Origin of the sequence: Psychrobacillus lasiicapitis, from assembly GCF_006861795.1 — a bacterium.
GTDB classification, from domain to species: Bacteria; Bacillota; Bacilli; order Bacillales_A; family Planococcaceae; genus Psychrobacillus; species Psychrobacillus lasiicapitis.
In genome coordinates this window covers 66,790-91,274 of sequence record NZ_VDGH01000003.1, presented here as the reverse complement: position 1 = coordinate 91,274, position 24,485 = coordinate 66,790, and the positions used below count along the sequence as shown (strand labels likewise).

Sequence of the window (24,485 nt, the reverse complement as noted above, 5' to 3'; positions counted from 1 at the left end):
GACGGCTACGCTTGCCGCCCAACCTATACCGATAAAAAAACGACTTTCCGACCATAAGTAGAAGTACTTGCAGATCTGTTCAGAGGGGCTGTATTTGCGGCACGAATATAAAAAAGGCCCTTTGCATGAGCAAAAGGCGTAAAAATAAGAAAAGAAGCATCCGATGTTCAGATGCTTCTTTTCTTGAGCGATAAAACGAAGGAAGTAGAAGGCTGCACACTAATGAATGTACAAACAAGTTTACGGCGTTACACATCTATAAGTAACCTTCTATACTGTACATCATAACATAAATTTTGAAAAATGCACGCATTTAAACAAAGAAATTTTAAATAAAATAATTCACTAAAAAGAAGCTACTATAAATTGGCCGTAGAAAATAGAAAGAAAAATCAATTAAACTAATAAAAACAATGTTAGGTAATCTATCATTATAAAAATGGTAATAATTATTCAGAAAAAAAGGTGGCATAAATTTTAATAATCCTGTAATATGGAACATGTAATAGAGTCCTTGGTGCTTTCAAAACATCATCCTCAAAAATAAACTGGTAATCTTTGAGGTTTCTAGTTGATTTTAGCATAAGAGTTTTGTATACTCATATATTAGTTAGGGTGATGATATTGGACGCTATCAAGCGACCGGCGTTACACACTACAAAATTGCAACACACAAGCGAAGGGAGATCACAAGTTTATGAAGAAAAAAGCTATCAAAATTGCAGCTTCAACTGCAGTAGCAGCTTCAGCATTCGTTGCAGCAGCACCAGTAAACCAAGCTGATGCAGCAACAAATGTAAACCAATTAGTAACAGACGCACAAAACGCAGGTACAGTATTAAAATGGGCTATCTCAGTAGAAGGTTCTGCTGACTATGTAACACGTCCATATGACCAATACAACGCTGCTAAAAAAGCAATCGCAAATGCAGAAGCAGCAGCTAAAAAAGCTACTGCATCTGAACAATTAAGCATCAACGCTAAACTTGTAGAACCAAAATTACAAGTTAAACGCGCTCAAGCTTACATTGATGCAATTACTTCAAGTGAAAAAATTAAAGAATTAACTGCTGGATTAGATGCAGCAATTAAAACTGACGATATCGAAAAAGTAGAAACTGCTTACCACAAAGCAACTGCTGAGTACCGTAAACAAGCGGCTCTTTTAGACCGCGTATATGGTCAATCAACTCGTGACGGTATCCGTGGCGCAGTTAAACCAGCAATCGAAAAATTAGTTGCTTCAGTTAAAAACGAAGTAACTGTAAACATGTTATCTAAAGCAGCAGCAGCAGACGTTAAAGCAGGTAAAACTGCAGACGCTTCTAAAAAGATCGCTGAAGCACAAGCAATCCTTGATGCAAACGTTCTTACATGGGAAACTTCTTTACAAAAATCAGTTGATGATGTAGTTGCTTCTCTTCCATTAGCAGTTCAATCTGTTACTTATGTTGATAACAAAACTGTTATCTTAACTTTAACTAAACCAGTAGTTGCAGTATCAGAATCTGAATTTGTTTTAGATAATGGCGCTGTTGTAACAAAAACTGCATTTGGTTCAGACAATAAAACTGTAACTTTAACAACTACAGCTTTAGATGCTGCAACTAAATACTCTGTAACTTACAAAAACTCTACAGTTTCATTTGAAACACCTGCGGCTCCAGTTGGAAACGTTAATGTAGATGCAACAGCATTACATGCTGAAGTAGGTCAATCACTTGCTGTATCTTCTTCATTCAAGACTACACAAGGTACTACTCATAATGGTCCTGTAAAAGTTACATTAACTGATGATACTAACTATGTATTAGCAACTGTTAACGGTGCAGCTGCAGATGCTGCTGATGATATCTACTACCCAGTTAATGGACAATTAGTAGTAACTGTTAAAGCAGCTGGAAATACTGCTGCAACAGCTGGTAAAGTTAAATTCCAATCTTTAACAGGAGTAGAAGGATCTGTTATTGAAACAAAAACTTCTGGTTCATTAAACTTCTATACTGTACCTGAAACATTAACATTAGAAAACAATGCAACTGGAACTGTTAAATATGTAGATGCAGCTAATAACTATTTTGTTAATGATGCTAACCAAAAGATTCTATTGAAAGCAACTGGTAATGTATATCAAGATACAAACAATGCAGTTATTTCTTTAGATGCTTTAAAAGCTAAATTATCTAAAGGTGACGTAGTTACAGGTTCATACGTTAAAACTGGTGGTTCTACACTTCAATTAGCACTTGATAAAGTTGCAGGAGTAGACTTCTCATTAGATCAAGAATACTTAGGGGATACTACAGCTTTCCGTGTAGAAGGTAATACTATTACTTTAACTGGAACTGGTGAAGCAGGTAAAGTAGTGTCAATCTATAACACTTCTTTAACTCGTCCAGTAGCATCAACTACTGTAAAATCTAACGGTACTTGGTCTGTAGCTCTAAACGTAGACCCAACTGTAGCGGTAACTTTCCAAGCACGCCAAGCAGCTAACGTTAATGAAGTAGCTCCTGACTATGCTAACAATTTAGCTGGATTAAGCGATGAATTAAAAGTAGTAGCTGGTAAGTATAATGTAGCAGCTGTAACTGCTGGAAATGGTACTAATGAAACAATCACAGGAAAAACTGTAGCATTTAATGCTGCAAAAGATGAAGATAAAGATAATGTTAAAATTGCTTCAAAAGCACAAATTACATTATTAGACGGTGACTTAACTAAAGCTACTTATGTTGATGGAGTTAATAATACTTCAATCGTTGAAACTGCTACTGGTTTCAATATCACTTTTGGTGCTCCATCTTCTATCTCTGGTGGAGATGGTAAAATTAACGGTACTGTAACTGTTAATGGAGTAACAGGTGTAACTAACGAATACGGCTTAAAAGTTAATGTAACAAACTCTATTACTGGTTATTAATATTAATTAGAAATAATCTTTCTAACAATATTATCTAGTATTTATAAAAGCACTATTCCATTTATGATGGAATAGTGCTTTTTTGTTTCTTGACCGCTATTTGTAAAAAATCTGTCAATCGCCTCGATTCAAAATGAAGATTAAGCATAGAGTTCAATGAAGTAAGAGATAGCTAAATTAAAACTTTTGCTGTTTTTCTATGATATCATTTCTTTTAATTTATTATAATCGTTCAAAATTTGAATTGGTTAAATAATTGTAGAATTAACATGAGTAAAAAAAAATGTAATAATTTTTATTTTATAGTAAGTTTGTTTGTAAAAAATTGAAACCTTTACTATGAGAAGACGTACATATATATGGTAGAGTAATAATTCTGTAAAAAGGAAAGTAAGTAGTGTACATAGAATACATAAATACAACAAAATAAGTGTATGTTGAACATAGTAATTTAGTATAATCATATAATAAACAATATGAGTTTTGTAGAAGGGGATTATAAAATGAATAACAAGACAATGAAATTAGCAATTTCCACTGCAATTGCATCTTCTGTATTTATCGCAGCTACACCAAGTAACCAGACAAATGCAGCGGCAGCGACAAATATAGACAAATTAATGACCAATGTCCAAAATGCAAGTACTGTTTTAAAGTGGGCAATTTCAGTTGAAGGTTCAGCAGATGGGGTAACTCAACCATGGACTCAATACAACGAAGCAAAAAATGCGATTGCTCAAGCAGAAGCGGAAATAAAGAAATTGAGTTTTTCGGATCAATTGACATATGAAGCACGATTGTCAGATCCTAAAATACAATTGAAACGAACGCAAGGATATCTTGATGCAATTACAGCAAGTACAAAGATTAATGAAAAAACGAGTGCCCTTTCAACAGCAGTGGATGAAAATAATTTAGAAAAAGTTGAAAAAGCATATCATGAGATGACTGCAGAATTTCGGAAACAGACAATTTTATTGGACCGTGTATATGGTCAATCAACTCGAGATAAAATTCGCAATGCTGTTAAAGGACCGGCAGAAAAGTTAATTAAAGAATTGAAAAATGATGTTACAGTTCATATGTTAACAAAAGCAGCAGTTGAAGATATGCGAGTATCTAAACAAGCAGAAGCGACTAGAAAAATTAATGAAGCACAAGCAATTCTTGATGCAAATATATTGATGTGGGAAACTACGTTACAGAAGAGTTTAGATACTGTTACTAATGCAGTGCCAGTTCAAATTTCTTCTATTTCACGTGCAGATAATACGACAGTAATTGTAAAATTTAACCGTGCAGTTTCTACTATTAAAGCAACTGACTTTACAATTGATAACGCTTTATCTGTAATAAATGCAGTATTAAGTAAAGATGGGTTATCCGCAACGTTAACTACGTCAGCTCAAACGCCAAGTATTAAATACACAGTTAAATATAAGGGTAGTTCTTCTAGCTATACTGTGCCAGGAAGTATTGTGCCTATTCAAATAGGGGACACTACGACTCAACATAGAGAAACATCGGAAGTTCTTGCATTATCGGCTACCTTTGCAGGTTCGTATGGAAATAATACAGTAAGAGTGGATATTCCGGCCGGTGTTAAGCTATTAACTATTAATGGTATTGAGAATGTGATCTCTGGAGCGAAAAATGTAAATGTGTTACCGGACAAAAATGGGAAGGTGACAATTACCTTTACTGCAAAAGATGTGAATACTGCGGCATTAGATAAGACGATTTCTTTTAATCAAATGGTAAATAGTACTGTAGTAGATACGCTAACTTCAGCAAAAATAAACTTTTATGCTCTTGCTAAAGCAGGAACTATGACAAATAAAAAAATACATTATGTAGACATCAATAATAACTACTTTGTTACTTCTGATGGACTTAAATATAAACTAAAAGGTTCTAGTGACTCATACCGAAACGAAGGAATAGCAATTTCTTCTGATAGCTTCAAATCTGCTTTAGATATTGAAGATACCATCAGTGGAACATATCAATTAACATCTGCTTCGTCATTCAATATTACAGAAAATCATTATTCTGTTGGTTTATCTGTTGATTCGAAGTTTGCACGTAAATCAGGAACTACTGGATATCGCATGATTGGAAAAGATATAGAATTGATAGGAACGGGTCAACCGAACTATGAAGTGTTCTTTTTCAAAAATGGTGCTTATCTTTCAAAAGTTAAAATGAATTCTACTGGTACATGGAAATATAAAACTACCGTTACGCAAAACGACATAACGGATTTTACCATGATACAACAACCAGCTGGAAAAGCTACTCCATCGATTAGTGATTGGAATGGAACAACATTAAGAGTAGTAGAAGGTCCATTTAATTTATCTTCGATAACTGCCGGCAATGATAATGAGGAAGACATATCGAATAAAGTAGTAGCATTTAACATCGCTCCAATAACGCGTGCAAATGGAACAACAGTGGCTCAAGATCAGGCTGTAATTTCTAAAACATCCTCCATCACAGTGCAGGATTCAGATGGAACACAAGTTCAATTTACAAACAATGAAAGTGGTACACTCTTCACCAACACTACTAAGGGCTTTAATATTAAGTTCGGTCCAACAGTCGAAGATAAACTTGCTGGTAAGATTCTTAAAGATGGAGAGGATGGAACATTATCTGGCCCGCTAGATGTCATTTCAGTTGACGGTGTTTCCAATGCGTATGGTTTTATCTTAAAGGTAAATACAGGATTCCAAATCAAAGGGTACTAACTAAATAGAATTAACAAAGCCGTTAAGGGATACTCCTTTAACGGCTTAACTAATGGGAAAATCTTTTCTAAAAACTATTAAAGATGCTAATGTAGAAAATCTACAACAGGATGATTTTAGCAACTCACTCCTTATTTGGATAAATGGAAAGAACCTATTCATGATAGACTTATTTATAGTAGGACTCCACTTATTAAAACTTAGAGATATATTAGTAAAGGAAGAACAAAAATTATGAGAAATAAAGTCTTGAAAATAGCATGTTCAATTGCCATTGCGACATTTATAACATCGCCAGCTCTACAAGCCAGAGCAACTACGAATACAAGCCAATTAGTAACGGATGCACAGAATGCAGGCACCATTTTAAAATGGGCAATCTCAGTTGAAGGTTCTGCTGATTTTGTAACTCGTCCATACGATCAGTATAATACTGCAAAAATGAATATCCAAGCAGCAGAGACAGCTGCAACAAAGCTTTCAACTTCTGAAAAATTAAGTATTCAAGCTAAACTCGTAGAACCTAAGACTCATGTAAGACGTGCTCAGGCATATATCGATGCCCTTACATCCAGTGATAAAATCATCAATCTCACAAAAAACCTACAACAAGCAATAGATTCTAAGGACCTTGATAAAATAAACGTTGCATACCACAAAGCAACTGCTGAATATCGTAAGCAAGTAATACTTTTAGATCGTGTCTATGGGCAATCTACTAGAAATGGAATTCGTAATGCAGTAAAACCTGCTATGGAGAAGTTAATAGAGAAAGTGAAATATGATTTAACGGTCGAAATGTATCTAGAAAAGGCTTCTCAATTTATTAAAGAGAATAAGCTAGCAGAAGCAGCTACTGAATTAGAAAAGGCTCATTACTACTTAACTTTTAATGCTGCGAAAATTTCTTTCAAAAATCAATTACAGAAAAGCTATACGAAAATAGAAGAATCTTTACCATTACAACCTCTTGCCGTTACATCTGACGGACAGAATACAGTAATTGTGCATTTTTCAAAAGAATATTCTATACCACTAGCAGGATTAGAAGCTGGACAATTTAAAATTTCAGGTGAAACTGTGCAAAGTGCTAAATTATCAGAAGACAAAAAGGTAGTAATACTGACAACTTCCGATCTAAATCCTTCTACAGATTACACAGTCACTTGGAAAGACTATAAAAAGAATTTTAAAACAGAAGCGGTTGCTGATACTACAGGTATTTTATTATATGATACAGATGTTTCTTACTTGGAAACTTCTAATAATCATATATATCGAGCTAATATAACCAACTCTGATGGTTCTCCATATGTAGGTCGTGTCCGGATCACTTTAACTGAAGCAAACCCTGCTACTGAAACTACTTCTACTACTGCGGTGATTACTTCTGCAAATGGTCATATAGGAAATGCGGAACAAGAATTGACTGTGTACACCGATCAAAACGGGAACTTAACTTTTATAATTGCAACTGCTGACGATGCTTCAGCTACCTATGTGCAGCCGATAATTCAAAAGCTTGATGGAAACCAAAAAAGTAAAAGAGCTCCACTTACTCATTTTTTCCAGTTACAAAATACTAGTGATGTTTATGAGTTAAATATCGTATCTCCATATATATTTATGGAGGAAAACTATTTATTTTCTGATGGATTCAAATTTAAATGGGATTCTAATGATTTGTTTTTCATTCACGGCCAACAAGTATCACAGGAAGTATTTGAAACAGCACTATCTAATGGGGATTCAGTGACATCTGTTTATGAAACAGATGTAGAGAACATTTCTACTTGGAATATAACCAGTGATGTAACAGAAGCGGCTAAATTGGAAATTACAAACCCGGCGCATACACCGGTGACATATGATGGTTCTAGCTATATCATAAGTGGAACTGCTCAAGCAGGATATTCAGTAAAGGTTTACCGGAATAGTGTGTTCATTGGTACAGCGAAGGTAGATGAACAGGGAGATTGGACGCTAGGTTCGATTAGTTTATTGCAAAACGAAGCGAATACATTTGAAGCATATCAATACGCTCCTGGTAAAGACGGCAATAATGGGGAAGGATCTGAAAATCCGACTAAACCAGCCACTGCGACAATCAAAGAAGGTGCCTTTGCTTCATCTAAAGTTACTCTAAATGATAACAATGATAATGGATTATCTATTTTCGATACGTTAGATTTTACATTCATTAATCCTTCATATGAAAATGAATTTAAAAAAGATTTAACAGGTACGCTAACTATCAATGATGGATTTGGTAGAAATGCGGTTGTTAAAGTGGAGTATTTAGATGGTCATACACTCAAAGTTATTGATTTTGTTTCGATGGATCCTGATTTTACTCATCATTCATCTACATTTGTTATCGTAGCTGCTTCAGGAATAGTAAATCAAGATCAGCTTGCATATAATGTAGCTGAATCGAATTCGCTACTAGTAAAATAGAAATTTAGAAAAGTTCTTCGGAGAGAAATCTCTGGAGAGCTTTTTTCATTGCTTAAGTAAAATAAAAAGGAAGTTAGAGGGAAGGATTCCTCTCAACTTCCAAAGTTATTAATTCAATTCATCTAGTATATCTTCAAATGAAGATATATCTACTTTGGCCTTCTTCAACTTATCGATTAAAAGGGGGACAAATTGTTTAATAACAGTTGGGCTATCTAAACCGAGGAAAAGTTCTTTTGCATATTCTTTTAAGGATGCTGGTGATACTTGTTGCTTTTCGGCTGCTTTTAAGAACAATGCAGTCAATTCAACAACTTTATTAATATTATTTTCTATTACTAAAATAGAAATCGCCACTTCGAAATTTGCTATTCCTTTTGCATCAAATTTTAGTGAAGTTGTATTCATCTCTTTTAGATTTAATTCCACAGAAGCAATAAGTTTTTCATTGTCCTCTTTTGTTTTGAGGCTTTGTTGTACGTCATTTTTTAGGGCATTTACTTCTGCACGTGTAATAGAAGTATCTAATATAGTTTTTTCGATTACTTCACTAGATTGAATTTGTTCTTTTTCTCCGTAAGGTGGTAAAGCTGGAACTATAATGAGGAAGTTTTGTTCAAAGTTTGCAGGGGGATCTATTATTTCACCATTGTTGATTTCATCGATGTGCTCCTTAAAGTAATCTACCATTTCGTCTCTCACTAGTATGTCTGCTAAACTCAATACATGATTAGGATCAGTGACAAGTGTCCATGTTCCAAAGTAATCATTCGATTGATTCGTATATAAGGCAATTTGGTTCCATTGCCAATCATTAGAAAGCTTCTTCGTTAATTCACCATACTTAAGTTCTTCACTAACAAAGAGAATACCAACAGGTACCCCTTCTTCTTCCACTAAAACATATGGTTTGGATGGATCGTATCCAGGTATTTCATCCAAGAACTCATCAGGGAATCCAGGTATTTCACCTTCATTTTCTGCAATTTGTACGTTTTGATCTGCGTTAGCTGGTTGGCTATCATTTTGTGTAACTTCTATTACCACGTTATTATCGGAAGGAGCCTCCTCGCTAGTATTGCTAGCTGCCGAAACTCCACCAGCTAACAAATTAGTGGAAAGAACTCCTGAAACAATGGTACAAGCTATTATTTTATTTAACCTCTTTTTTCTTTCCTTTTGATCTTTGAAGTACATAGAATGATTCCTCCCTGAAGTAATTAGTAAGACCTATGCAGTATATGAACTTCCATTTATTAATATGATGTGCTTACAAATTAATTCAAAAAACCACTCAAGTATTCAACACTTGAGTGGTATCCTTTGCTATTTCACCGGAAGCATTTGAACATAAGAACGATGAATATAAACTTCATCATATGAAGTGGAGTCAGAAATCACTTTAATCCAATCAGATGCTGGTAAGTTATCATCTAAAATAGTAACTGGCATTCCAGCATTTGAATATTTATAGGCTACAGCATAATTGGTTCCAGGACCTGTACGAACATTGAGCCCCGAAGTAGTTGTGATTCCGATCTTGTATGGTGTTGCAGAATCTTTGCCGCCCATCGTTTGGTCGATTCGATACATATGACCAGCTGCTTTGGCACCCCAATATGGATCGGATGCATATCTTACGTTTAGTCCAATCGCTTTATTTCCAAAAACACTTCCATTTGCATAGCCTGCATTAGGAGGTAAATAGTTTTTATTCAAGAACGCATTTATCAGCTCATTAATATTTTGCTCAACTGTGATGAAATTTTTAGCAAGTGGATTGTTGTCGGTTACATATAGTCCAAACAAGTTATTGTATTGTTGAGCTCTATCACTTAATCCATAAGCACTTTCATGTTGTGCTAAGGCAAGGATATGTAGGGCATTGATATGATATGTTGCTTCCACTTGTTTTAAATAAGAGCCAAGCCCGATTAGTTTACTTTTTTGAGCTGCTTGTTGGTACATAGGGATGCTTGGATAATCGCTTTCTAGCTTTTGAAGCATAGACATTATATAGGCATCGATCTCTGCAGCTGAATAATTTGTTTTGCTTCTAGCAGATAAGTATTGAAAGTAAGGGTAGCTTGTCCCGACTTCTTGTCCAGTTGCATTTGTAAAATGTGCACCGTCCACACTGAAATATGTTTGACCCGAACTCATGAAGTTAGGTGCGTTGCCAACTTGATAGGATGCATATGAGCCAGTGTTAGGAGAGTAAATCGAATGAACAAGTTGACCATTTGAAACAGAGTAATAGGATCTTCCTTTTACCGCATTCCAAGGAAGAAGATTACTATTCTCATGCTTGATATATAAGTTTTTGTCGGCAACATTTACTTCCACATATGTATCGGTAGAGTCTATGTAAAGTAATTCTGTGTTAGCGGGTACGTATGTCACGGCTTTCGTTAGCTGCTTGTCCGAATAAATATTCGTTAGAACACTAGACGCAGTCCCTTTTGTGACAACCAAACCACTAGGTATTTTAATAAATGCCCCATTATATTGGATTGCTTGATCCGCTTTCAAATTAGTAACAGCCTCTTCAAACTTAGCGTAAGATTTCACTAGATTAGTGGTTCCATTAGACAAAATCGAGACAATATCGTATGTACCTGATGCTGAAGAGCCAATTGTAAATTTCTTATAAGTATAAGAGGAAAGAGATTCACCTTTTTCATCTTTAATGTCTCTCGTCATATGGAGCGTATATGTCTCCGCATTAGTATAACCTTGGAGTGGAGGTGCCACTAAGACACTTTTCCGATTTGATGAAACCGTTATAGCACCGTTCTTTTTTTCCCCAGATGAATTCAATACATAAATGGAGTCAGAATTGGCACTAGCAGGATCAATTGGTTTATTGAATGTAATTGTCCAGACCTTATCAGATCTCACATTCAATGCATCATCCAAATGGCTTTCTAATTCCTCCGCACTTGCCATAGTTGGTAAAACAATAAGTAGAATAAGTGCGAAAAAAGATAGCATTACATTTCTTATCTTATGTAGTTTTGCATACAACTGTTTTTTCCTCCTTTAAACCTCACTTTCCACTATTATACTATAAGACTGTAGTCGAAAGTCCTCAGATTGAGAGAAGGAGGGACAAAAAGGGATGAAAAAAGTCGTTAAAGGGAAAACCCTATAACGACATAATGATCTATAATGTTTGTGGAATCATTTCGATTTTCCAAGCACTGAAATCAGGACTTACTTTCATGAACACTTCTTTCGAGAAAGATAAGCTGAGTGGACGTGCTTGTTTAGAAGCAATTTCGAATTCTCCAATCGGGAAACCGAGTTTACATACTAAATCTCCAGTAGCATCAAACAATTGAATTGGTAGGTTTTCAATTGTTAATGATTGAGCAAATGCATTTCGAATGATGATATATACATTAACTGCTTCTTCTGTCTCGTGGAAATGGAATCCAACAACCGAGATTTCGTTCTCCTTAATTGGTTCTAATGAAGCAACCAAATTATGCACATACCCTTTTTGATCTTCCGTCAGGCCGTTCGACCAATTTTCATCTAAGTATAGTTCGAAATCTTTTACTACTTTTTCGTAATACTCAAATGCCATTTCAAAATCCATTTCATTTTGTATTTCTTCATAAGGAACTAGCAAATCGTCCCTTTCAAATAGGAAGTTCCATGGTCTCGCAGTACATGCTTCTAACTCCCCAAACAATTCCATATCAAATTGTTTCTTCGCTAGTTCTTTTCCTTCTTTATCTTTTACTACTAAGACTACCTGCTCGAGACGTAGTTTTTTCGGTAAAGAATGTCTAATAATTGCCGTTACAACAATACCATCATTCACTGTATATAATTTAACCCCATGTACATGAAGTTGGTTGGCTTCCAAGTCTGCTAATTGTTGATGAAAGTATTGAAAAATATACTTCTCCTGTGCTGGGATTTCCCAGTCTGTTGAAAAGTCGATTTCTGTTTTATATGTTTTAGGTGAATTTGTCATAAGTTAGTTCCTTTCTTCTAAACGTTCTATTTGATAAGTATAACATAATAAGACACATAGTCCTTCTGTAACCTAAAGATCCCTGTGTAAGAAACAATTCAGAATTATTTCTTACACAGGGATAAAAAACAAGACATTGAGCGAAAAATAAGAGAATGCTATACTAATCTGGTTAGTTTTAAAATTCAGACCATAAGAGGGGAAGATTTGAAAATGAGGAAATTTAGTAAAAGTATATCACTACTTATTGCTATGGTATTGATTCTTGCATCAGGGGTTTTATTTAAGCAAACACCTGTAAATGCACAGGAGAAGGAAGAGGAGATTAATATTACGCTCCTTGCCACGTCGGATATCCATGGCCGTTTTATGCCTTGGGATTATGCGATTGATGGTCCTAATTTAACAGGGAGTTTAACTCAATTACATACAATAATACAAGGTATTCGTAAAGATAATCCGAATACTATTTTGCTGGATAATGGAGATTTGATACAAGATAATTCTGCTGAACTATTCAATGACCAACCAGAATCTCCGATGACAGTTGCTATCAATGAAATGGGCTATGAAGCTTGGACTTATGGAAACCATGAATTTAATTTCGGTTTAGATGTATTAGACAAAGTTTCTAGTCAATTCAAGGGACCTAAACTAGCTGGAAATATATATAAAGAAAATGGAGAACGCTATTTACCAGCATATACAATCATTGAGCGTGAAGGGATTAAAATTGGGATTATTGGTATGGTGACTCCTATGATCACGGAGTACGAGAAGGGGACAAATCATCTGGATGGATTAGTTGTGAAAAATCCAATAGAAGAGACGAAAAAAGCAGTTGAAGAATTAACTGGTAAAGTAGATGTAATGATCGGCCTGATGCATATGGGCTTAGAAAATGAGAACGGCAATCCGGGAACGGGAGTGAAGGAAATGGCTAACGCGATTCCAGAACTAGCCGCAATCTTTGCAGGTCATAATCATGTACTTATTAATAAAGAAGATGTTAACGGGATCCTTATAACAGAACCTAACAAATACGGAACACATATTTCAAGAATAGATTTGTCATTTACTCGTCAGGGAGACAAGCTGACATTAACAGAAAAAGAGGCATCGACTATCCCAGTAAAGAACGAAGATGGGACATTTGTAGAATCAGATAAAGAACTGGAAAAGCTATTAAAACCATATCATGAGTTTGCTCGTAAGGATGCGAATATTGAGGTAGCACAACTAAAAGGAACAAATCTTGTCCCGAAAAATGAGATAAATGGAGTTCCTGCCGTACAAGTTCAAGAAACCCCTTTGTCAGACTTCTTTCATGAGGTCATGCTACATTATAGTAAAGCAGATGTAGTAGCACATCAGATTGATAACGACAAAGCATTATTGGATAAAGGTCCTATCAAGAAAAAAGATATTGCATACAATTATCAATTTGCTGGTGGAGAAGTATCTGTATATGAAGTAACCGGAAAAGACTTAAAAGACTATATGGAATGGGCGGTTGGTTACTTTAACAGTACACGAGACGGGGACGTAACGATTAGCTTTGATAAAAAACGACGTTCCTCTAAATATAGTACGAACGACTTTTTTGGCAATGTTAAATATGAAATTGACCTAACCGAGCAACCGGGAAACAGAATAAAAAATCTCCGTAAACTAGATGGAACACCTATTGAAATGGAAGATAATCTGAAACTTGGAATGAACTCATATAGAATGGATTTTCTTCTGTCAAAAGATCAAGCACTTGAAGGGCGTAAATTTAATATGATTTGGTCCTCTAAAGAGGAAAGTGCATATGGGGAAACAGGAGGGACTATCCGTAATCTAGCAATTAGATATTTAACAGAAGAGATGAACGGTAAGTATGAACCAATAATCCAAAATAACTGGAAAATTGTTGGGGTTGATACAACATCAGATGCTCGTATGGCTGCTGTCGAACTCATCAATAAAGGTATTTTAGACATACCTACGACAGAAGATGGAAAGTTTACGAATGTCGCTTCGATCAATGTAAAAGATACAATAACCAAAAAAGAAATTGAAGAGTTAACTAAGAAAGCAAAAGTAGATACAACTAAATTTTCTCAATTAAAAACGACAGGAGAATTTTATCAAGAGCTTGTGAAAGTCTTGAATACTCCGGTAAAAGAGAAAGAAACTGAAAAACCGGCAGAAAAGCCAACGATTCCAAGTAACACAACAACAGATAAACCAAAACCAACAAATACGAAACCAGTATTATCTAAAGAGAAAGGAATTGTTACTTCCTACTTCCTAAATGTTCGTCCTAAGCCATCCAACAATAGTAAACCAATAGGAGCAATCTCTAAGAATACAGAAATAACAATTCTAGGAAAAGAAAACGGTTGGTATAAGATTTCTTATAAAGGCAAAAAAGGCTATGTTTATAGTCGATATATTAAAATAGAAAAATAAGTTAGTTCTGTCCCTGTGTACGACTCAATTCTGAATAGTGTTTTACACAGGGACAATATCGAAAGAAGTGGCCAATGCAAACTGTTGGCTACTTCTTTTTTATATACAGTTATTGTTACTGTTGTCCGCACCAGTAACAATATTGTAATATTTCCCAAAATCCTGACATAACTCTCCAACGATCGGAATATAGTAGTTTAAATTCCCAACATTTCGGTAGGACAAGCTAATCATCACACTATTTCTAGAAGTTAAATAAAAAAACAGGGGGTCATTTATTCATGAACAGGAAACGATTTGTAGTTTTTATGATGTTTATTGACTTTTTGCTAATCGTATCGGGCTGTAATCGTTCAAAGGAAACGGATGCTAATAAGGGCAAGGATCGGGAAGTTGTGGTTGGGTTAGTTTCAGAACCCGACTCTGTGGATATCCATCGTACATCTTCTACTGGTGAAGCAAATATACCGCTATATGATACATTATTAAAACTTGATAATGACGGGAACATTGTACCAAATTTAATTACAGATTATGAAGTGATTGGGGATGGGAAGGAAGTGATTTTCAATTTGAAAGAGGACGCAGTATTTCATTCGGGAAAACCGGTGAATGCGGAAGCAGTAAAGTTATCTTTTGAACGGTTAATTTCTTCTTCACCATTTAGCACGAATGCAGGGGATATTGATAGCATCGAAGTTTTAAGTGACTACTCTTTCAAAATCACATGGAAGGATCAATTTGCACCGTTCTTTATTAATGCAACGACTCCATTTTTAGCACCTTTGGATGTTTCCGTATTGAATGGAGAAGGGGAAGGATTTGAGAAAAATCCTAGTGGATCTGGTCCGCTTAAGCTAGTGAAGATTAATAGAGGAGATTCACTTGTTTATGAGCCTTATAAGGATTTTAATTGGGAAAGCCAAAAACCTGGTTTTGATAGTGTGAAATTTAGATTTATTCCAGATGAGGAAACAAGAATTTTAGAATTTAAAAAAGGAAATGTAGATGTCTTGCTAAATGTTCCTTATCAATATATAGAAGACCTTGAAAAAGATTCGGAAGTAACGATTAAGAGAGTACAAAGTGATACATTAAGTTATTTGGGATGGAACAATAAACAACCTATTTTCCAAGATGTAAAAGTGAGACAAGCACTTGCACTTGCGATTGATCGGGAGTCAATTATCGACAACACATTAAATGGTGAGGCGCAAGCAGTATTCGGCCCACTACCAAAAACAGTGTTTGGCTATAGCGAAAAAATTGAGACAATGGCTCGGGACAAATATACAAGAGATATTGATGCAGCGAAAAAGCTTTTAGCGGAAGCTGGATGGAATGAAACGAATAAAGATGGCGTCGTGATGAAAGATGGTAAGGAGTTTTCGGTGGAGTTGTGGGTGGATGATGATCCAGCCAATCAAAGAGCGGCACAAGTCATACAAAATCAGTTAATGGAGATAGGGGTGAAAATAAATATTGCAGTGAAGGAATCCGCAACGATTATTGAACAAACACCAAAAGGCGTACATGAAATGCTGTTATGGAGTTACGGTTGGCCAGATGCAGATGTACTGAACTTTTTACTTTTCGGAAAAGACAAATCGAAAAGATTACATTATGAAAATGAGAAAATATACAGCATTTTAGACAAAGCAGCTATTGAAATGGACCAAGAGGATCGCTCAAAGTTGTATGAAGAGGCGCAAGAAATGCTTGTGGAAGAGTCTCCTTTTATCCCATTGTACGTAAAGGAAAACGTCACTGCTATCCGCAACTTTGAAAGCTTTGACGTTCATCCTATAAACAATACGATCGAGTGGACTAGTGTGAAGGTAAAAGAATAAATAAGTATTTGAGTTAATTTTACAATCGTAAATTGTAACTAAAAATCAGGATATTCGTTTGGAGTTCTAATTACATTGATTGAAGCGGAAGGCGGCGACTCCAGCGGGATTAGCTTGAGCTGAAGACCCCGCAGAAGCGGACCGACGAGGAGGCTGAAGCCAAGCCCGCGGAAAGCGTCCGCCTGGAGCGGAATCACATCGTTGTAGATTTTAAATGTTTTTCCCTATGATGAAATTGATTTAATTTACAATCTAATCCGAAGCAGAGGGGGCGTTTACTTGTCATCCTATTTGTTCAAAAGAATGTTCACGATGATCATCACTATATTTGGAGTATCTGTCCTAGTTTTTATGATTATTCATTTGATACCTGGCAATCCTGTTAATCATATTTTGGGAGATTATGCTACGGAGGAATCCATTAAGGAATTGGAGATGAGATTAGGGCTGGATCGCCCTATTCTTGTCCAATATTTTTCTTATATGTTCCAGGCTATCCAAGGCGATCTTGGAACCTCTTATATAACAGGCTATACCGTGGTAGAAGAGATTTTAAATCGTATTCCTATTACTGCGCAATTAGCGTTATATAGTATTATTTTTGGCTCTATTACTGGAATTATCATTGGGGTAGTAGCTGCAGTGAAAAAAAATACTATTTACGATCAACTTGCAATGGTTCTGGCTTTAATAGGAATATCCGCTCCTGGCTTTTGGATTGCTTTGTTTTTAATACTTCTATTTTCGTACCAACTAAGCATCTTCCCGATTTCTGGGTATAGCGGATTTTACTCACTCATACTACCCTCGATTACTTTAGGGCTCGGTACTGCGGGCAGTATTGCCCGGATGACTAGGTCGAGTATGCTAGATGTTATTAAACAGGATTATATTCGCACGGCAAAAGCAAAAGGAGCGGGTTCTTATCGACTTATATTTAGACATAGTTTACAAAATGCCATCATCCCTGTAGTTACGCTGATTGGCATGCAATTTGGCTATTTAATGGCGGGAGCAGTTGTGACAGAGACCGTATTTGCACTTCCGGGTCTAGGAAGTTTAATCGTATCCGCGATTTCTACTCGAGATATTCCAACTGTACAAGGATTACTCTTATTTATGGCTGCAATGATTATCATCGTAAACTTTGTTGTAGATCTTTTATATACAAAGCTAGATCCTCGCATTCAATACGAATAATAGGAGTTAGAGGGGAGAGATTATGCTGGGAAACAATCCTACTTCACTTGTTTATCCAGATCCAATTGATATCGAAACAAAGACCCAATCTTCCGTAGCACATTTTATAAAAAAAATGAAAAAAAATAAGGGCGCTGTAGTTGGAGCCATGATTTTACTCTTTTTTATCATCACTTCTGCTTTTGCGCCATTTATAGCACCATATCCAGTCAACGAAATGAAATTTGAAGATAGTTTGCAAGGACCGAGCATGGCACATTGGTTAGGTACAGATGAATTTGGAAGGGATATTTGGACCCGCATGCTTTACGGGGGACGAGTTTCCTTACTAATGGGGCTTTTTGCTGTGACGCTTTCTGGCACAATCGGAGTTATTTTAGGTGTACTTGCTGGGTACTACCGCAAATTGGATATTTATATCATGCAGTTTATCGATATATTGATGACGTTTCCTTCATTGCTTATGGCGATTGCTATTGTAGCAGTTCTTGGTGTCGGATTAACAAATGCCATGATAGCGGTAGCAATATCAGTAGTACCATCATTTGTACGAGTTGTAAGAGGTTCTGTCCTTTCTATTCGAGAAACAGAGTATGTAGAAGCATCCAAAGCAATTGGAGTAAAGGACTGGAAAATAATCTGCAAGCATATTTTGCCTAATGTCGCTTCGCCTATCATTATTTTAGCAACTTTAGAATTTGGTAGTTCCATATTATCTGCAGCGGCACTTAGTTTTCTTGGGCTTGGTGCACAGCCACCCAACCCAGAGTGGGGAGCACTTGTCTTCGTCGGAAAGTCATTTTTGAGCCAAGCTTGGTGGATGACGTTATTTCCAGGACTAGCCATTATGTTAGTAGTATTAGGGTTTAACTTATTAGGGGATGGGCTAAGGGATGCCTTGGATCCTCGATCAAAATAAAAGGAGAGATTGTATGACACTGAAGCAGCAAATCGAATCTTATATTGAAGGCATTGATGCTAATTTTGGTATTTATATTAAACATTTGGGGACACAAGAGGAAGTAAATATTCAAGGTAATCTATTATTTCAGATGGCTAGTGTGTTTAAGGTTCCTATTTTAGCAACTTTATATGAGAAAGTGTTTAACGGAGAAATTAATTTACAGGAACGGGTTCCATTAAACGAAGAAGATTATGTGCCGGGCTCCGGTGTTTTTCAAGAAATGCAATATGGGATAGAGCCGACTATAAAAGACTTGGCAACGATGATGATCATTGTTAGTGATAATTTAGCAACTGATAAGGTGCTGAGTATAGTTGGTGGAGCAAATAACGTACAGGAAAGAATGCATCAAATGGGATTTAAGGATATTTATATTCATCACACATGTTGGGAGCTTTTGAGCTTAAGCGCCGGTATACCATCTCAGCCCTATAGTAAAGAGCTTTTTGATGAGATTATAAATCGTTTAATAGAAGGTGACTATGATTGGAATAGTATCGTTTTTCAAGATAGTACAGAAAACAATGTAAGCTCTGCTAAAGATATGAGTCTCTTATTAGAAAAGATTGCATTAGATGAATTTGTTTCACCAGATTGTTCAAGAGAGATTCGTGAAGTCCTATTCAAACAGCATTTTCAGCAGCGTATTGGTGGTTTGCTGCCGAGAAATAAAAAAGTGGCGAATAAAACAGGCAGCTTAGGAACGATGTTCAACGATACTGGTATCGTTTACTTACCAGATAACAAAGGAGAATTCGTTATTACGGTCTATTCGACAGGCAGTTCTCTAGAGTATAAAGGTGATGAGCCAATCGCACGTATCTCAGAAATTGCTTATCAGTATTTTATGAACGGTGAGTAACGACATTACCCGTTTCGTCCATTAAGTGATAGGAGGTAGACCATTGACAATCGAATTAATAAAAGTCGAGAATATCAATATTTCCTTTCAAGATGATGAAGCAGGCACAATCTCAGCTGTTAGGGATCTATCTTTTCATATAAATGAAGGAGAAACAGTAGGTCTTGTGGGAGAGTCGGGTTGTGGTAAAAGCGTGACGGCTCTTTCCCTAATGGGATTAATAGAGAAAGGCACTAGCACAACAGAAGGAGAAATAGTGTTTGAAGGGGAAGATATTAATTTATATGCCGAAAAGAAAATGCGTTCCATACGGGGAAATAAAATATCTATGATCTTTCAAGAGCCGATGACCTCTCTCAATCCAGTGCATAAAATCGGCAAGCAAATTAGTGAAGTACTTCATTTACACGGATTTGCCAATAAAACAAATAGCAAAGAAAAAACAATCGACATATTAAAAAAAGTAGGTATTCCCAGAGCAGAGAGCATTATAGATGAATATCCTCATCAGCTATCTGGAGGAATGAGACAACGAATTATGATTGCAATAGCGATGGCCTGTAATCCGAAACTGCTCATTGCGGATGAACCGACGACTGCACTAGATGTAACCATTCAAGCCCAAATACTAGATTTGATGAATGCCTTACAACAAGAATATAACACCTCCATACTATTAATAACCCATGACTTAGGAGTAATCTCTGAGATGGCTGATCGAGTGATTGTTATGTACTATGGACAAATTGTGGAGCAAGCAGATGTGCGAACTCTTTTCAAACAACCAAAACATCCGTACACGATTGGTCTGTTAAATTCCGTTCCGAACATTGATAGTGAAAGCGAGGAAAGACTAACACCTATCGATGGAAACGTACCCAGTCTAGGCGTTATAAAATCGGGATGTCCTTTTCGTTCTCGTTGTCAGCATGTCCATGAAAAATGTCATAAGAAAAATCCGCCATTATTTAAGTGTGACTCACAATTTGTCAGGTGCTGGTTGTATGAGGAGCAGGGGGTGTCGGTTTGAATCAACCGCTACTAGAAGTAAAGAATTTGAAGACCTATTTTCCAATAAAGAAAAGCCTTTTTAACAAGAAAAAACACTTTGTAAAAGCAGTTGACGGTATAAGCTTTCAAGTAAATAAAGGAGAAACACTCGGAATAGTAGGAGAAAGTGGCTGCGGTAAGTCAACAATGGGCAGAAGCATTCTACGACTAATCGAACCGACAGAAGGCTCAATCCAATTCGAAGGAAACGAAATAACAGCCTTAAACCAAACAGATTTACGAAAGCTGCGAAAGGATATGCAAATCGTCTTCCAAGACCCTTTTGCTTCACTCAATCCGAAAATGACTGTTGGAGCTATTCTTGGGGAAGCCCTTGCAACACATCAACTGGAACAAAGTGCTAAAGAAAGAAAAGAAAAAGTTAAAGAGTTATTAGCGAAAGTGGGTTTAAGCCCTAACCATATAGGACGTTATCCACATGAATTCAGTGGTGGCCAAAGACAGCGCATCGGGATAGCGAGAGCGATTGCCGTAAATCCTGCAATCATAATTGCGGACGAGCCAGTTTCCGCTTTAGATGTCTCCGTTCAAGCACAAATTTTAAATCTATTTCAAGATCTTAAAGAAACATTGGGACTAACTTATATTTTTATAGCACATGACTTGAGCGTAGTAAAACATGTAAGTGATCGAATCGGTGTAATGTATCTTGGAAAAATTGTGGAGCTCTCTGATAAAAAACAATTATTTCGACAACCGCTCCACCCATACACACAGGCACTTATGTCAGCAGTGCCTTCTCTCGACCCAGATGTAAAAAAAGAACGAATTATTTTAACCGGTGACGTTCCAAGTCCATCCAATCCACCAACTGGCTGTGCATTTCATACCAGATGTAAGTTTAGAAGGGCTGTTTGTGAACAGGTGATCCCTAGTGAAGTGGTGGTCGCACCAGGTCGGTTTGTAAACTGTCATATGTATGATGAGGATTACCGGGCGGATTTTAATTGAAAGTCCTTTTAACTGTCCCTGTGTAAGAAACAATTCAAAATTGTTTCTTACACAGGGACTTTTATTAGCGGTGTAAAAAGGTCTATATGAAATTTTACAAAAACATTACAATATTCACATTGTACCAAATATTTCTTTTGATTATCTTTAAATAGGAACGTTATTACAAAATGGGAGGGAAATCATGAAGAAGAATACAGTGAAAAAGTCGGTAGTAGCCGTTGCTCTTGCAACGTCATTATTGGCTTCTACAAATGTAGGTTTTGCAAGTAGCTCGTTGCAAGATGTGGTGGATCAGGCAAGGAAAGACATGAAAGAGGCGGCTTATGCCTACGTCGTACCAGCGCAAAAGGGGAAAATTGCAACAAGTAAGGACTTATATCCTACGCTAAATAAAGCAAAAGCAAATTACACAAAAGCAAAAAATGCAATCGTCAAATCGAATGCTAAAAACAAAAACGTACTATTAAAAGAGTTAGAGGATTTACATAACGAACGTATTACAAAAGGAATCGTTCCATATATTGATGCTTATAATTATGTGGACAAGTATTTAAATCCAATCTTGGCGGATATCAAAGTTGCGGAAGCAGAAAAAGACTGGGCGAAAGTGGAGAAATTATACCACCAATTATCAGTCCAATTGAAAAGTCGAACGGTTATTCTTTACCGTTTCACTGGAAAAGCACCAAGAGATTTGTTGTTAGATCAATATAAAGAGCCAGCGAATGCAAAACGTGACCAGTTAATGGTGCCGGTAACTATTTATATGAAAGTAGTAGAAGCGGAAAAGTTAATTGCTGCTGGTAAAACTGAAGAAGCGGCAAAAGTTGTCGAATCTATTAAACCACTACTCGATAAAGTTCCTTCTACAAGTAGTATGCCAATGATGAAAGAGTTACTAGAAAAAGTAGCAGCATTAAATGTAGCACCTGCAGATGAAAAAGATACGGTTTCTTTACGTATTTTAGGTACTTCTGATATTCACACGAACATTGTGAACTATGATTATTATAAAGATACAGAGTCTAATAGTTTAGGACTTGCGAAAACAGCTACATTGATCAAAAATGCACGAAAAGAAAATAGCAACACATTATTATTTGACAATGGAGATGCGATTCAAGGTACTCCGCTAGGTTCATATAAACAATCGGTAGACAAACTGGTTGATGGGGAAGAACATCCTTCCGTAACTGCGATGGAACTTTTAGGTTATGACGGAGCTACAATGGGTAACCATGAATTCAATTATGGTCTCGATTATTTAAATGAAGTAATGGATGACGCGAATTTCCCTTATGTGAATGCGAATGTTCGGGATGCGGCAAGTGGAAAATTATTGTACAAATCTTATGTGTTAATCGACAAAGAAGTGGTTGATTCGGAAGGTAAAAAATCAACGATTAAAGTAGGGGTTACTGGAATTGTTCCTCCTCAAATTTTGAAATGGGATAAAACGAATTTAGAAGGAAAAGTGAAAGTCGACGACTCTGTGCAAGCTGTGTCAACAGTTGTTCCGGAACTGCAAAAAGCAGGGGCAGATGTAATTGTGGTGCTTTCCCACTCTGGAATGGGTGATGCAACACATGAAGTTGGCGAAGAGGATGTAACGTATTTATTAACTAAAGTTAAAGGTGTAGATGCGATTATTACTGGACATGCACACCAAGTATTCCCAGGAAAAGTAGATGCTTCACTTACAAATGTAAACATCGAAAATGGGACGATGAATGGTGTTCCTGTTGTTATGCCTGGTAAATTCGGTAGCCATTTAGGTGTCATTGATTTGAAATTGAAGAAAGATGGAGACAAATGGAAAGTGGCTTCTTCTAAAGCAGAAGTGCGCACTATCGCAAAAGATGCGACGGATGTCGATCAATCAGTAGTGAATGCGGTTAAAGAGGCACATGAAGGAACAATCACTTATGTTCGAAAAGCAGTTGGAAAAACTACAGCGGATATTCATAGTTACTTCTCTCAAGTGCAGGATGATCCATCTATCCAAATTGTAACGGACGCTCAAACAGCATATGTAAAAGCAAAACTAAAAGGTACAGCGAATGAAAACGTCCCAGTGCTATCTGCAGGAGCACCATTTAAAGCAGGAACAAGAAGCGACCCTGAGTACTACACATACGTTCCAAAAGGCGAGCTTGCGATTAAAAACGTAGCAGATTTATATCTATACGACAACACAGTATCAACAGTGAAACTTACGGGTGCAGATGTAAAAGAATGGTTGGAAATGTCTGCAGGTCAGTTCAATCAAATCGATCCTGCTAAAACAGGTGAGCAACAACTGATCAACACAGATTTCCGCTCATACAACTATGACGTAATTGATGGCGTAACATACGAAATTGACGTTACACAACCAGCAAAATACGATGCAGACGGCAAGCTATTAAACAAAGATGCATCACGTATCGTAAACTTGCAATACAATGGAAAACCAATAGACTTAAAACAAACGTTTATCGTGGCAACAAATAACTACCGTGCAAGCGGAACATTCCCAGGTGTCCGTAATGCAACTGAAATTGAAATTCATCCAGATGAAAACCGACAAATCATCATCGACTATATTCTAGAAGAGCAAACAATCGACCCATCTGCTGATAGCAACTGGAAATTTGCTGCGTTACCAGCAAAAGCACAAGTCGTATTCGAATCTTCTAAACAAGCGGAGAAAGTACTCCCAGCAGATGGAAACATCAAATATATCGGTGAGGGTACAGATGGATTTGGTAAGTATTCAATTAAATAAAGTCCCTGTGTAAGTGACTACCATTCATACGAAAAGCAGCAACTGGAGTGAAAACTTTAGCTGTTGTTTTTTGTTTTTGCATCTCTTTGTTAGTAACGATTCAGAATTACTGTCCCTGTGTCAGACACAATTCAGAATTGTGTTTTACACAGGGATATAACACTATTATTAAAATTATTGTACAAAGCAATATTTCCACATACAATTAACTTTATAAAAAAAATACAAGGAAACATACA

14 protein-coding genes are annotated in these 24,485 nt (G+C 36.4%); 11 read left to right on the top strand and 3 right to left on the bottom strand.

Going from position 1 to position 24,485, the window contains the following annotated elements:
* Positions 1-697: 697 nt before the first annotated feature.
* The 3 genes from FG382_RS05415 to FG382_RS05405 all read left to right on the top strand — a co-directional run bounded on the left by FG382_RS05415 (position 698) and on the right by FG382_RS05405 (position 8,133).
* Entirely contained in the window at positions 698-2,923 is a 2,226-nt protein-coding gene (locus FG382_RS05415) for a hypothetical protein (RefSeq protein WP_142537883.1), read from the top strand.
* Positions 2,924-3,426: 503 nt separating this feature from the next.
* A complete protein-coding gene (locus FG382_RS05410; protein WP_142537882.1) occupies positions 3,427-5,676 on the top strand; it encodes a hypothetical protein in 2,250 nt (749 codons plus the stop codon).
* 234 nt (positions 5,677-5,910) lie between these two features.
* Positions 5,911-8,133 (top strand): hypothetical protein, encoded by a 2,223-nt coding sequence (locus FG382_RS05405; RefSeq protein ID WP_142537881.1) that lies wholly within the window; start codon positions 5,911-5,913, stop codon positions 8,131-8,133.
* 108 nt (positions 8,134-8,241) lie between these two features.
* Here FG382_RS05405 and FG382_RS05400 read toward each other — a convergent pair whose 3' ends face one another.
* The 3 genes from FG382_RS05400 to FG382_RS05390 all read right to left on the bottom strand — a co-directional run bounded on the left by FG382_RS05400 (position 8,242) and on the right by FG382_RS05390 (position 12,121).
* A complete protein-coding gene (locus tag FG382_RS05400; RefSeq protein ID WP_142537880.1) occupies positions 8,242-9,330 on the bottom strand; it encodes a hypothetical protein in 1,089 nt (362 codons plus the stop codon).
* Positions 9,331-9,459: 129 nt separating this feature from the next.
* A complete protein-coding gene (locus tag FG382_RS05395; RefSeq protein WP_142537879.1) occupies positions 9,460-11,160 on the bottom strand; it encodes a glucosaminidase domain-containing protein in 1,701 nt (566 codons plus the stop codon).
* A 139-nt stretch (positions 11,161-11,299) separates the two neighbouring features.
* The gene (locus FG382_RS05390; protein WP_142537878.1) at positions 11,300-12,121 is read right to left on the bottom strand and encodes an SLAP domain-containing protein; all 822 of its coding nucleotides are present in this window, start codon (positions 12,119-12,121) and stop codon (positions 11,300-11,302) included.
* Between the two features lie 213 nt (positions 12,122-12,334).
* Between FG382_RS05390 and FG382_RS05385 the strand changes: the two genes are divergently transcribed.
* The 8 genes from FG382_RS05385 (at position 12,335) to FG382_RS05350 (ending at position 24,246) form a co-directional block, all read left to right on the top strand.
* Positions 12,335-14,578 (top strand): 5'-nucleotidase C-terminal domain-containing protein, encoded by a 2,244-nt coding sequence (locus FG382_RS05385; RefSeq protein WP_142537877.1) that lies wholly within the window; start codon positions 12,335-12,337, stop codon positions 14,576-14,578.
* 281 nt (positions 14,579-14,859) lie between these two features.
* Complete coding sequence (locus FG382_RS05380; protein WP_142537876.1) at positions 14,860-16,428, top strand: ABC transporter substrate-binding protein; 1,569 nt, start codon at positions 14,860-14,862, stop codon at positions 16,426-16,428.
* Between the two features lie 279 nt (positions 16,429-16,707).
* Positions 16,708-17,628 carry an ABC transporter permease gene (locus FG382_RS05375; RefSeq protein WP_142537875.1) on the top strand — a complete coding sequence of 307 codons (921 nt, stop codon included), beginning with the start codon at positions 16,708-16,710 and terminating at the stop codon, positions 17,626-17,628.
* Positions 17,629-17,743: 115 nt separating this feature from the next.
* Positions 17,744-18,547, top strand: coding sequence for an ABC transporter permease (locus tag FG382_RS05370; protein WP_373287575.1), 804 nt, complete (start codon positions 17,744-17,746; stop codon positions 18,545-18,547).
* Between the two features lie 13 nt (positions 18,548-18,560).
* Positions 18,561-19,454 (top strand): serine hydrolase, encoded by an 894-nt coding sequence (locus FG382_RS05365; protein ID WP_170206459.1) that lies wholly within the window; start codon positions 18,561-18,563, stop codon positions 19,452-19,454.
* Positions 19,455-19,497: 43 nt separating this feature from the next.
* Complete coding sequence (locus tag FG382_RS05360) at positions 19,498-20,484, top strand: ABC transporter ATP-binding protein (protein ID WP_142537872.1); 987 nt, start codon at positions 19,498-19,500, stop codon at positions 20,482-20,484.
* Positions 20,481-21,476, top strand: a complete 996-nt coding sequence (locus FG382_RS05355) for an ABC transporter ATP-binding protein (RefSeq protein ID WP_142537871.1) — start codon at positions 20,481-20,483, stop codon at positions 21,474-21,476. Before FG382_RS05360 ends, FG382_RS05355 begins: the two co-directional genes overlap by 4 nt.
* Positions 21,477-21,660: 184 nt before the next feature.
* Positions 21,661-24,246, top strand: coding sequence for a bifunctional 2',3'-cyclic-nucleotide 2'-phosphodiesterase/3'-nucleotidase (locus tag FG382_RS05350; RefSeq protein WP_170206458.1), 2,586 nt, complete (start codon positions 21,661-21,663; stop codon positions 24,244-24,246).
* Positions 24,247-24,485: the final 239 nt, after the last annotated feature.

Coding starts and splice junctions, on each gene's coding strand:
- FG382_RS05415 (WP_142537883.1), top strand. CDS start 698: ATGAAGAAAAAAGCTATCAAAATTGCAGCTTCAACTGCAGTAGCAGCT.
- FG382_RS05410 (WP_142537882.1), top strand. CDS start 3,427: ATGAATAACAAGACAATGAAATTAGCAATTTCCACTGCAATTGCATCT.
- FG382_RS05405 (WP_142537881.1), top strand. CDS start 5,911: ATGAGAAATAAAGTCTTGAAAATAGCATGTTCAATTGCCATTGCGACA.
- FG382_RS05400 (WP_142537880.1), bottom strand. CDS start 9,330: ATGTACTTCAAAGATCAAAAGGAAAGAAAAAAGAGGTTAAATAAAATA.
- FG382_RS05390 (WP_142537878.1), bottom strand. CDS start 12,121: ATGACAAATTCACCTAAAACATATAAAACAGAAATCGACTTTTCAACA.
- FG382_RS05385 (WP_142537877.1), top strand. CDS start 12,335: ATGAGGAAATTTAGTAAAAGTATATCACTACTTATTGCTATGGTATTG.
- FG382_RS05380 (WP_142537876.1), top strand. CDS start 14,860: ATGAACAGGAAACGATTTGTAGTTTTTATGATGTTTATTGACTTTTTG.
- FG382_RS05370 (WP_373287575.1), top strand. CDS start 17,744: ATGAAAAAAAATAAGGGCGCTGTAGTTGGAGCCATGATTTTACTCTTT.
- FG382_RS05365 (WP_170206459.1), top strand. CDS start 18,561: ATGACACTGAAGCAGCAAATCGAATCTTATATTGAAGGCATTGATGCT.
- FG382_RS05350 (WP_170206458.1), top strand. CDS start 21,661: ATGAAGAAGAATACAGTGAAAAAGTCGGTAGTAGCCGTTGCTCTTGCA.